This is a genomic window from Burkholderia theae (genome assembly GCF_048565265.1).
Taxonomy (GTDB): Bacteria; Pseudomonadota; Gammaproteobacteria; order Burkholderiales; family Burkholderiaceae; genus Burkholderia; species Burkholderia theae.
Genome location: NZ_CP183463.1, coordinates 423,478 through 435,530 on the forward strand (window position 1 = coordinate 423,478; position 12,053 = coordinate 435,530).

General features: G+C 65.5%; 8 protein-coding genes. 7 read left to right on the plus strand and 1 reads right to left on the minus strand.

All coding sequences use genetic code 11. The features are described from left to right. Positions 1–274: 274 nt before the first annotated feature. The 5 genes from ACN22W_RS34690 to ACN22W_RS34710 all read left to right on the plus strand — a co-directional run bounded on the left by ACN22W_RS34690 (position 275) and on the right by ACN22W_RS34710 (position 6,921). Positions 275–1,714: an APC family permease gene (locus ACN22W_RS34690; protein ID WP_419690548.1), complete on the plus strand. Its 1,440-nt coding sequence runs from the start codon at positions 275–277 to the stop codon at positions 1,712–1,714. 279 nt (positions 1,715–1,993) lie between these two features. Beyond that, positions 1,994–3,439 carry an aldehyde dehydrogenase family protein gene (locus tag ACN22W_RS34695; protein ID WP_419690549.1) on the plus strand — a complete coding sequence of 482 codons (1,446 nt, stop codon included), beginning with the start codon at positions 1,994–1,996 and terminating at the stop codon, positions 3,437–3,439. A 55-nt stretch (positions 3,440–3,494) separates the two neighbouring features. Then, on the plus strand, positions 3,495–4,859 hold the full coding sequence (locus tag ACN22W_RS34700; protein WP_419690550.1) for an aspartate aminotransferase family protein: 1,365 nt from the start codon (positions 3,495–3,497) through the stop codon (positions 4,857–4,859). Between the two features lie 155 nt (positions 4,860–5,014). Then, entirely contained in the window at positions 5,015–5,578 is a 564-nt protein-coding gene (locus ACN22W_RS34705) for a cytochrome b (RefSeq protein ID WP_419690551.1), read from the plus strand. Between the two features lie 194 nt (positions 5,579–5,772). Further along, complete coding sequence (locus ACN22W_RS34710) at positions 5,773–6,921, plus strand: porin (RefSeq protein WP_419690552.1); 1,149 nt, start codon at positions 5,773–5,775, stop codon at positions 6,919–6,921. Between the two features lie 145 nt (positions 6,922–7,066). Here the strand turns inward: ACN22W_RS34710 and ACN22W_RS34715 are convergent, their stop codons facing one another. After that, positions 7,067–8,086 carry an alcohol dehydrogenase catalytic domain-containing protein gene (locus tag ACN22W_RS34715; protein ID WP_419690553.1) on the minus strand — a complete coding sequence of 340 codons (1,020 nt, stop codon included), beginning with the start codon at positions 8,084–8,086 and terminating at the stop codon, positions 7,067–7,069. A gap of 115 nt (positions 8,087–8,201) precedes the next feature. On the opposite strand from ACN22W_RS34715, the gene ACN22W_RS34720 reads away from it, so the two are divergent. Next, complete coding sequence (locus tag ACN22W_RS34720; protein ID WP_419690554.1) at positions 8,202–9,119, plus strand: LysR substrate-binding domain-containing protein; 918 nt, start codon at positions 8,202–8,204, stop codon at positions 9,117–9,119. A gap of 711 nt (positions 9,120–9,830) precedes the next feature. After that, the gene (locus ACN22W_RS34725; RefSeq protein WP_419690555.1) at positions 9,831–11,897 is read left to right on the plus strand and encodes a phosphocholine-specific phospholipase C; all 2,067 of its coding nucleotides are present in this window, start codon (positions 9,831–9,833) and stop codon (positions 11,895–11,897) included. The last annotated feature ends 156 nt before the right edge of the window (positions 11,898–12,053 follow it).

Below are 12,053 nucleotides of genomic sequence, written 5' to 3' on the forward strand. Positions count from 1 at the left end.
GCTGCGGCGTCGCATCCGGGTAATCCCCTGCCGCCCGACGCACGCGGATTGCCGATAGCGGACAACGTCCCGCTTTTCGGCACCGTAAATTTTGTCGTCGGCCTGCTCGCGCGCTCCGTGCGTGTCACCGGGCGGCCGTCGAAGCGCACACCTGTGTCGCCGGCGGACGGCAGCCTCCACTGCCGGATCGTCAGGATCGGCCCGCGACGCAGGGACATTGATCAGGCATGCCGGTGTCGATTCCTGACGGACGATCCGGCCAGCAGGACTACTCATGAACGAACTGTCATCCCGGTCCGAAGCGGGGCTCAGTAAAAACGCCGTCGGACTTTCGCACATCGTCTTCTTCGTCGTCGCCGCGGCCGCGCCGCTCACCGCGATGGTCGGCGCCACCCCCGCGGCATTCTCGCTCGGCAACGGCCCGGGCGTGCCCGGCGTATTCGTGCTCGCGGGCGTGATGTACCTGATCTTCAGCATCGGTTATGCGGCGATGAGCCGGCACATCTCCAATGCGGGCGCCTTCTATGCGTATATCGCGAACGGCCTCGGGCGACCGGTCGGCGTGGGCGGCGCATTCGTCGCGATCGTCGCGTACAACGCCGTGCAGATCGCGATCTACTGCATGTTCGGCTTCTTCCTGAACAACGGCGTCCAGCAGCACTACGGCATCGACGTTCCGTGGTGGGTGTTCGCGCTGGCCTGCGTCGCCGCCGTCCACTTCTGCGGCGCGCGGCGCATCGAGTTCAGCGGGCGCCTGCTCGGCATGCTGATGATCGGCGAGATCGCGATCGTGATGCTGCTCGATCTCGCGATCGTCGTGCACGGCGCGAGCACCGGCGGCTTCAGCGCGAAACCGTTCGGCCCCACGATGGTGTTCGCGCCCGGGCTCGGCACCGCGCTGGTGTTCGTCCTCGGCTCGTACATGGGCTTCGAGGCGACGGCCATCTTCTCCGAGGAAGCCCGCGATCCGAAACGCACGATCCCGCGCGCCACGTACCTGGCCGTGGTCCTCATCATGGTGTTCTACGCGCTGTCGTCGTGGGCGATCGTCGAGGCGTGGGGCGAAGGCCAGATCGCCGCGCAAGCGAACCGCGATCCGGCCAATCTGTGGTTCGCCGTCAGCGGCCGGCTGCTCGGCGGCATCGCGACCGACGCGATGAACGTGCTGCTCGTCACGAGCCTCTTCGCGGCCATCCTGTCGTTCCACAACACGATCACGCGCTATTTCTACGCGATGGGCCGCGAACGCGTGCTGTGGCGCAAGCTCGGCCATACGTGCCCCGTGCATCGCTGCCCCGATGTCGCCGGAAAAGTGCAGACGCTGATCGCGCTCGCGGCCATCGCCGGCTCCGCCGTCTTCCGCCTCGATCCGTTCGCGGTCGTGTTCTCGTGGATGAGCGCACTGGCCACGATCGGCATCATCGCGGTGCAGATCCTCGTGGCGGCATCGGTCATCGCGTTCTTCGCGCACGACCACCGCGATGCCGGCCTCGTGCACCGCCTGATCGCACCGCTCGTCAGCATCATCGCGCTCGGCGCCTGCCTCGTGCTGGTCATACGCAACCTGTCCGTGCTGAGCGGATCGGATTCGACCTTCGTCGCGATGTTTCCGTATTTCCTGCTCGCCATCGGCGCGCTCGGCATCCGCGCCGCGTTGCGATTGAAGCGCAGCGATCCCGACCTGTATCGCGAACTCGGACGCGCCGTCCAATAGTCGCCGCGCTGCCGATGCCGCACGCGACATCGGCATCGGCCTCGCGTTGCCCCGCACCTGACACTTTCCCGCTGCCGGCGCGACACGCATCGACGTGTCGCGCCGCTGTCGTTGCGCGGGTATTCCCTATCCCGATCTCGCCGCAGCGATTGCCGATAGCGGACAAGGCCCGCCATTTCATCGACATACAGTGGATCCGACGTTGAAGCCGAGCCGTGGCAGCCGCCATCGCCTCGACCGGCCCGGCCCGACGATTCGCCCCTGGGAAATACGGACACCATGATGAAAATTCAGAACCTGATCGGCGGACGGCATTGCGACGCATCTGCCGGCCGCACCTTCGAAAAGCTGGCGCCGGCGACCGGTGACCATGTCGCCGCCGTGCCCGCGTCGACCGCCGAAGACGTCGATCGCGCGGTGCGCGCCGCACACGGCGCACTGCACGACGACGCATGGGCGCGCGCGGGCGGCTCGGCCCGGGCCCGCTGGCTGCTTCGGCTGGCGGACCTGGTCGAGCGCGAGCGCGAAGCGCTGGCAGGACTCCTGGCCGTCGAACAAGGACGTCCGCTCGCCGAGATGCGCATGATGGACCTGCCGATGTGCATCGACACGCTGCGCTACTTCGCCGGCTGGGCCGACAAGCTCGAGGGCCGCACGATTCCCACCGACGGCTTCATGGGCCGCCCGACGCTCAACTACACGCGGCGTGCGCCGGTGGGCGTCGCCGCGCAGATCATCCCGTGGAACGCGCCGCTGATGATCGCCGTGTGGAAACTCGCGCCGGCGCTCGCGGCCGGCTGCCCGGTGGTCATCAAGCCGTCGGAGGACACGCCGCTTGCGCTGTCCCGGCTCGGCGAACTCGTCTGCGAAGCCGGCCTTCCCGCCGGCGTCGTCAACATCGTCCACGGTGTCGGCTCGGAAGTCGGCGCCGCGCTGGTCGCACACCCGCTCGTGAGCAAGGTCAGCTTCACCGGCAGCACCGAAGTCGGCCGGGCGATCGCCGGCGCAGCCGCCGCGACCTTCAAGCGCGTCACGCTCGAACTCGGCGGCAAGGCCGCGCAGATCGTGTTCGCGGATGCCGATCTCGACCGCGCGATCCCGTCGCTGATGGCCGGCATGTTCGCGAACCAGGGGCAGACGTGCGCGGCCGGCTCGCGCGTGCTCGCGCACCGCTCGATCGCGAGTACGCTCGAAGAGCGGCTCGCCGACGCGGCCCGCGCCATCCGCGTCGGCCCGCCGACGGAGCCCGGCGTGCAAATGGGCGCGCTCATCAACCCGCGTCACCTCGCGCGCGTGCGCGCGCACGTCGAAGGCGCGCTCGCCGAAGGCGCGGTCATGCTCGCGGGCGACGAACAGGTACCGCCGCGCGGCTGCTTCATGCGCCCGACGATACTCGGCGGCGTGCATCCGGACATGCGCATCGCTCGCGACGAAGTGTTCGGCCCGGTCGGCATGGTGATGCCGTTCGACACCGAGGACGAGGCGATCCGCATCGCCAACGACACGCCGTTCGGCCTGTCCGCGTCGGTCTGGACGCAGGACGTGGGCACCGCGCACCGCGTCGCCGAGCGGCTCGACGTCGGCGCGGTCGCCATCAATGCCTGGAGCCCGATCGACGCACGCCTGCCGTGGGGCGGCACCAAGCAGAGCGGGATCGGGCGCGACCTGTCGAAGGCCGCGCTCGATTCGTACCTCGAGGAAAAGATCATCAGCGCAGCCCTGTGATTCCGCGGCGCACGTCGCGCCGCACTGTCTTCAAGCACTTCGTGAGAGAACCACCATGGACTACCAAAAGCGACAAAAGCGATTCTGGCACCCGATGAGCTCGGCGGCCGCCGGCCACACGACCCCCACCGTCATCATCGCGCGCGGCGACGGCAACTACGTGTACGACGTCGAGGGCCACCGCATGCTCGACGGCGTCGGCGGACTGTGGAACGTCAACGTCGGCCATAACCGGCCGGAAGTGAAGGCGGCGATCGCCCGCCAGATGGACGAGCTGTCCTATTACCAGACCTTCGACGGCGTCGCCCATCCGCGCGTGTACGACCTGGCCGACCGCCTGTGCGCGATGTTCGCGCAGGAGGACATGCAGCGGGTGATGTTCGGCAGCGGCGGGTCCGATGCGGTCGAGACCGCGCTCAAGATGGCACGCCAGTACTGGGTCGCCGCGGGCGAGCCGTCGCGCACGAAATTCCTGTCGCTGCGCAACGGTTATCACGGCGTGCACGTCGGAGGCACGTCGATCGGCGGCAACGGCGTCTACCATTACAATCACGGCCCGCTGCTGCCCGGCTGCGTGCTGCTCGACACGCCGTGGCTCTATCGCAATCCGTGGAACTGCGACGATCCGCAGCAACTCGTCGAGCATTGCATCCGGCAACTCGAGGAAACGATCGCGTTCCATGGTCCGCAGACCATCGCCGCGTTCGTCGCGGAGCCGGTGCAAGGCGCGGGCGGCCTGATCGTCCCGCCCGCCGACTACTGGGCGCGCGTGCGGGACGTGTGCGACCGCAACGGCATCCTGCTGATCGCCGATGAAGTGGTCACCGGTTTCGGCCGCACCGGCAGCATGCTCGGCAGCCGCGGCTGGGGCGTCGCCCCCGACATCCTGTGCGTCGCCAAGGGCATTTCCGCCGGCTACGTGCCGCTCGGCGCGACGCTGTACAACGGGCGCATCGCGGACGCGATCGAACATGGCGCCGGCTTCTCGCACATGGTCATGCACGGTTATACGTACAGCGGGCATCCGCTCGCGTGCGCCGCGTCGCTCGCGGTGCTCGACATCGTCGAAGCCGAGGATCTGCCGGGCAATGCGGCACGGGTGGGCCAGCGCCTGCTCGAGCGACTGCTGCCGCTGACGGCCGACTTCGAGACCGTCGGCGACGTTCGCGGCAAGGGGCTGATGCTGGCGCTCGATCTCGTGACCGACAAGGCCAGCCGCACGCCGCTCGATCCGGGCCAGGGATTCGCGGCGCGTGTGGCCGACGCGGCGCGCAAGCGCGGCGTCCTGGTCCGCGCGATCGCCAACAAGGTGGTGATGTCGCCGCCGTTGACGCTGCAGCAGGACGAGGCCGACTTGATCGCGGTGACGCTGCGCGAAGCGCTGCAGGAGTGCTGCGCGGATCCGCGATCGATCGCCTGACGCCGCGGGCCCACGCGCGCACGAATGTCGCGTCACCGGTTCGTGCGCATCGCGATCCGGCCGCCGCAGGGCCCCGGCTCGATAACGATCTCCGCGGGATGTCGGCACCCGGCATCCCGCCTGTTGCAGTTTTGCTTTCAAGGACGACACGCCAAATGGAAAACCAGGCCATTACCTTTGCTGTGGAGAAATATCCGCTCGCGCTTCGGCTGCTTCACTGGGTCAGGGCGATCCTGATCGGTGCGCAGCTCTGGACCGGCTGGACCATGGTCCGGCTCGACGACAACCTGCCGGCCAAGTTCGACTGGTACTACCCGACCCACAAGGAATTCGGCGTGCTCACGCTGCTGGTGGTGCTCACTCAACTGGCGATCCGCGCGATGAAGCCGTTGCCGCCGCTGCCGGCGAGCCTGCCGAAACTCGACCGCAAGCTCGCCAAGATCGGCCACTACCTGCTGTACGCGCTCGCGATCGTCGTGCCGCTGATGGGTTATTCGATGTCCAGCACCTATACGCAGAGCGACGGCGTGCCGTTCTTCCTTTTCCGCGTGCCCGAGCTGCTGCCGAAGAACGACCACTGGTTCGAGGCGTTTCAGTGGCTGCACAGGACGCTCGCCTATACGCTGCTCGCGCTCGTCGTCCTCCATGTTCTCGCCGCGCTGAAACACCGGTTCTTCGACCGCAACCCGGAAAACGACGTCTTGCGGCGGATGCTGTAACGCTGCGGTAACACGGGGCCGCGATCCCGCCGACGTTCCGCATGCGGGTCGCTCGACGACGGCGGCCCGATCTCTTTCAGTTCAAATATTTCGTTTTACTAACTACAAGCGGACCGTTTCGAGCGTCCGGCGATCCCGCACGCCATCGAAAACGGCACCGCACGGCCCTACCGGCCCTCACCTGGAGATCGACGATGAAGAAGATGATTGCGGCCGTATCGGCCGCCGGTGCGATGGGATTCAGCCTGACCGCGCACGCGCAGAGCACCGTGACGCTTTACGGGTTGATCGACGAAGGCGTCAATTTCACCAGCAACGCGGGCGGCAGCAAGGCCTACCAGATGGTCAGCGGCGACACCGTCGGCAGCAACTGGGGGCTGAAAGGCACGGAAGACCTCGGCGGCGGGCTGAGGGCGCTGTTCCAGCTCGAGAACGGCTTCAACGCGAGCACCGGCGCGCTCGGCGTGACGTCGCGGATGTTCGGCAGGCAGGCGTACGTCGGGCTCGACTCCGACCGGTTCGGCACGCTCACGCTTGGCCGCCAGTACGATCCCACGCTCGACATGTGGAGCCCGTTCACGGCCACCGGAAACTGGCTCGGCGACTTCGGCGCGCACCCGTACGACAACGACAACGCCGACTGGGACTACCGCATCCAGAACAGCGTCAAGTACGTGTCGCCCGCGTACGCCGGCTTCAAGGGCGAGGTGCTCTACGGCCTCTCGAACCAGGCGGGCGGCTTTGCGCGAAACCGTGTGTACAGCGCGGCGGTGCAGTACCAGATGGGCGCGTTTTCCGCCGCCGTCGCATACCTGAGGGCGAACAACGGCGGCGCGACCGCGGGCGGCGCGTTGTCGAGCGACGATACTGTCTTCAGCAGCCGCTCGCAGCAGAACATCGATGCTGGTGCGTCCTACAAGCTCAGCGACAAGCTGACGCTGTCCGCCGCGTATTCGCACGTGGACGTGTACAACCCCGAATCGAACCTCTACTTCGCGAGCCAGCCGGCGGCCGGCTCGGCGCACGCGTGGAAATTCGACAACTTCGAGGTCAACGGTCAGTATTTCTTCCGGCCGGACGTCTGGCTCGGCGCGGCCTACACCTTCACGCACGCGCATGTGACGACGGTGGCTGGCGATGCTGCGCCGAGCTGGCACCAGGTGTCGATGATGCTCGACTACGACCTCAGCAAGCGGACCTCGACATACATCCAGGGCGCCTACCAGCATGCAACCGGCAACACCGGCACCGACTTCGACTATGCGCATGTGCTCGGTACCGCCGGGCAATCGTCGGGTCGCAACCAGCTGGCGCTGCGCGTCGGGATGATGCATCGGTTCTGACGGCGCCGGGCCGGGTACCCGCGCGCGCACCGGCGCGAACCGCCGTCGCCCTGCACCGGCACGGCCGGCGGTCACTCCCGATCCGGCGCTCGATGCCCGGACCGGGACACACTCGCGATACCGGTACACGCGCGGGCGCCGACGCTCAGGCATTCGACGTGAGCAGCACTGCCCCGTGTCGATCCGCACGCTCCATATGCACGATCGCCTCGGCGAACCGGGCCAGATCGTAGCTGGCCGCCACCTCGAACGGTTCGGGCGCGGCGCGGCCGATCTCGATCGCCTCGGCCACGTCGTCGCGGCGCTGTTCGGCAGACGTGGTCTGCAGCCATCGCGCGCTCGACACGCCCTTGAACATGATCTCGTGATGGGCCAGCTGGATCGAACCGAGCGCGACGGGCTCCGCCGCGAGGCCGCCGTAAAACAGCAATGCGCCACCGTCGCCGAGCAAGCGCACGAGATCGCTCGCCATCGCCCCGCCCACCGGGTCCATGATGACCTGGAGTGGTTGCCCCGAAGCGGCGCGGCGGATCTGGTCGATCCAGTCCGGCTCGGCCGTCGATACCACGGCGACATCCGGAAACCGTGCGGACAGCGCTTCCGCGCCGCGCGTGCTGCGCACCGCGCCGATCACCTTCAAGCCGCGCCGGCGTGCGGCCACCGTCAGAAAGGAAGCGACGGCGGATCCGGCCGCGGTCAGGAGGATCGGGGTCTCGCGCCCCGCATCCGGCACCGCCCGCTGCGCCGCGCGCAGCAGCAGGAATGCGATCACCGCGTTCGGGAGCAACTGGGCGGCAACGGCGTCGGACAGGCCGTCGGGCACTGGCGTCACCAGCTCGACTCGGGTCTTGAGCCGCTCGGCCCAGGCGCCCGGGGACGGATTGAAGATCACGCGCTCGCCCGGCTTCACGCCCGATGCCGGATCGACGCCTTCGCCCACGGCTTCGACGACGCCCACGCCGTCGGCACCCGGTACCAGGAAGCCGTCGGCCGGAAGCGGGATGTTGAACCGCCCGCGAATCATCGCGAGGTTGCCGGGATGCACGCTGCGCGCGGTCACGCGGATCACGACCTCGCCGGGCCCGGGCGGTGCCGGGTCCGGAAGGGTCGTCAGTTCGAGGAATTTGGCCGGATCGCCAAAGCCGGTAAGAACGATCGCTTTCATGATTTCACTCCAGATCGGGATAGTGGTGAGGAGCGAAGATAGGCGCTTTATTGCACGTTGATTAGCGGGTATCGTTTTGTTCCTGTTTCAAGCAATCGTTGAAGGTCGTGATCCCATGGAAACACTGGTCAATCTCGAATCGTTCGTGCGGGCGGCGCAAGGCGGCAGTTTTTCGGAGGCGGGACGCAGGTTGGGGCTGACCGCGGCGGCGGTCAGCAGAAACGTGGCGATGCTCGAACGCAATCTGGGGGTTCGGCTGTTTCAGCGATCGACCCGCAAGCTCACGTTGACGGAAGCCGGCGAGCGGTTCCTGATGTCGATCGACGGCACTCTCGATGCGCTCCAGGCGGCCATCGCCGAGGCTGCCTCCCACGACGGCGAACCGGCCGGCGTCCTGAAAGTCAGCTTGAGTCCGGCGTTCGGCGTCGCGCATATCCTGCCCTTGCTACCCCGTTTCCTGGAGAAGTACCCGCGCATCAAGCCGGAGTGGCATTTCGAGAATCGGCCGGTGGACCTGATCGCCGAGCACTACGACGCCGCGATCGGCGGCGGCTTCGACCTCACCCCCGGTCTCGTATCGCGCACGCTGGCGCCGGTGCACATCGTTGCCGTGGCGTCGCCGGCCTACATGGCCGGCCGGCCGCCGCCCGGCGATCCGTCGGAGCTCGCGGCCTGCGACGGCATCGCGATGCGCTCGCCACGCACGGGTCTAATTCGTCGCTGGATATTCCGCAACGCGCACGGCGCCGAGATCGCGGGCACGCCCGCCGAAACTGTCGTCGTGAATGATCCCGTGGCGATGCGCGAAGCCGCGCGCCTCGGCTTGGGCGTATCGCTGATCGCACTGATCCACGTGCTGCCCGACCTCGCGCGCGGCGACCTGATTCGGCTGCTGCCGGACTGGTACGCCGATGCCGGCGCAGTCTCGCTCTACTATGCGTCGCGGACGCTCGTGTCGGCCAAGACGCGCGCATTTGTCGATTTCGTCATCGACGCCTTCGAGCCCGAACGGATGCAGCGCTTCGCTCCGTAGCAGAGGCCGCCTCCCGAATCGACCTCGTGTCGGGTCGCGAGGCGTTCGAACCGGACGCACAAGCGTCTGATGTGTGCAGCCATGTACAGGTGCGTTCGACGCCCCACCGTGTTTTGCCGTGCCGCTGCCGTGCGGTTGGCGCCCGGGCGTTCAGCGCCCGATGCAGGTTGATACAAGACGAACGGGCGTCGCATCGGTGTGGGCGATGCATGATTCTTCTCGATAAGCGAATTCCTATATAAAAATCAGAAATTCCCTACCCGATTATTCTGGAAAGATTGAAGCGGCTGGTTGGATACCGGGGTATCTTCAGCATTTACCAAGAATATCGGGTTGTCTGGTTTTAGCGCTGAAGAACCGGAGTCGGTCAGCCCATGTCGCATTTTCCGAAACAAGGCGTGACGGCTCTTTCGAAGTCGAATTGACACTACCCCCTCGAATCCTTTCCTCGCACGCGACGGTCAACCCGACCCGGCAAAAGCCTTGCAGCGCAATAATCGGACGAAAGTGACATGGCCGCGCAACATGCATCAAGAACAATGTCAGCCGCCCAAGCGGATAGGGTTCCTGATGAAAAACGCGACGACATCGAGCGGCAGCATCGACCGCTCCTTTATTTAATCGAATTGAATCAGTCGAACCATTTAATCAGCTAACGCGCAAAAACTCATGAAACGCATTGATACATCGAATTGATTTCAGAAATTGACAATGACCATCAATCGTAGAAATTTCATCAAGCAATCCGCCACATTACTGGGTGCGGCAAGCGCAGTGTCTCTTTTGCCTGCCAGCATACAGCGTGCACTCGCCATTCCCGCTGCATCGAAAACGGGGACGATTACCGATATCGAGCACGTCGTCATCCTCATGCAGGAAAATCGCTCGTTCGATCACTATCTCGGCGGTCACGCCGGTTTTCGTGGATTCAACGATCGATCGACACTGCCGATCGACAATCAGGCATCCATCTGGAATCAACCCAATGGAAAGGGCGAGTACGTGACGACCTTCCACCTGGACAGCAACTCCACGAAAGCGCAGACGATCAGTTCCCTTCCGCATGGGTGGCCCGATGGGCATAGCGCGTGGAACAACGGCCGCTGGGACAATTGGGTGCCCGCGAAAGGCGGGCTCACCATGGGTCATTTTTTGCGCGCCGATATTCCGTTCCACTACGCACTGGCCGACGCATTCACGGTATGCGATGCGTACTTTTCATCCTGCATGGGGCCCACCAACACGAATCGTCTTCATTTGATGACCGGCATGATCGATGTCGGGAGTACCGGGGGCGGCCCGCTGATCGACAACACGCCGACCAATATCTTCACCTGGACGACCTACCCCGAACGTCTTCAGAAGGCAGGCATAAGCTGGCATGTCTACCAGGGATCGGACGGCACGGAATCCTTCAAGACGACCCTCACGCCGAATCCGGCAGGATCGACGAACGTCGACTACCCGAATCCGTATAACGTCCTGAATTTCTTTCAGGCATACACGTCGACCAACGCCGACCCGGCACTCGTTGCAAATGCGGTACCCAAGCGAACACTCGCGGATTTCACCCGCGACGTGAAGGCCGGCACGCTGCCGCAGGTCTCGTGGCTCCTGCCGCCCTACATGTGCTCGGAACATCCGGCCCGCTCGCCGGCCGACGGTGCGACCTACATTGCCGCCGTGCTCGATGCCTTGACGTCCAATCCGGATACGTGGAGCAAGACGGCGCTGTTCATCACGTACGACGAAAATGACGGCTTCTTCGATCATGTCGTGCCGCCCTCACCGCCCGCGTCCGGCAGCGACGGCATCTCGAACGTAGCCACGCCGGGCGAATTCTATTCAGGCAGTGCGACGAATCCCGCCGGCCCGGTCGGGCTCGGCGCGCGTGTTCCGATGTTCGTCGTCTCCCCCTGGTCAAAAGGTGCGTGGACATGTTCAGAGGTGTTCGATCACACGTCGGTCATCAAATTCCTCGAGAAACGCTTCGGCGTTGTCGAACCCAACATCAGTGCGTGGCGGCGGGCAATGTGTGGCGATCTGACCTCTGCGTTCGACTTTGCAAACCCCGACACGAGCGCCGTGACCGTGCCGTCGGTTGCCGGGCTGAGTGCCGCTGCGGCAGCCCAGAGCACGCTGCCGTTGCCGGCGGTCCCGGTGACGCAGGTGCTGGCGCAGCAGGAGCGCGGCAGTCGGAATGCGCGCGCGCTGCCCTATGAGCTGTTCGTCAATGCGACGGAGAATATGGCCGCCAGAAACGTCACGCTGACGTTCATGAACAGTGGAAGCGTCGCAGCCGGATTGACCGTGTATTCGGGCATCTCGCCGACATCGCTCAAGCGATATACGGTCGATACCCGAACCAGGCTGTCCGACACGTGGAACTTCTCTGCAGCGTCCGGCACAGCCGCGTACGACATTACCGTAGTCGGTCCGAACGGTTTCGTGCGCCGCTTCGGTTCCTCCGGTTCGAGCGCGAGCACGCAGGAGGCGACCGTTTGCTACGAGGTCACCGCAGGCGATCTCGAGATCAACCTGACCAATAGCGGAAAATCCAAAGTGACCTTCCTGATCACGGACAACCGTTATGGCGTCACGGCCCAATCGACGACCGTCCCGGCCGGCCAGACGATGCAAGTCGCATGGCCGCTTGCAGCGAGCAGGCGATGGTACGACCTCAGCATCACGTGTGATGCCGATGCGCAATTCTTGCGCCGGTTTGCCGGGCATGTCGAAACCGGTGCGCCGGGCATCACCGATCCGTCGATGGCCTGATTCATCAATCGCCGTCGCCCGACGCCGTCGATCCAATGCGTTGGGCGATCGCCAAGCTGATCCGCGGACGTACTGCGTGTGCCGCAGCCCCGCTCTTGTTTGTGCCGAGCCCGGTTCGCTGCCTCGTCGACCCGGCAGCCCAGGCCGGATGAGCGT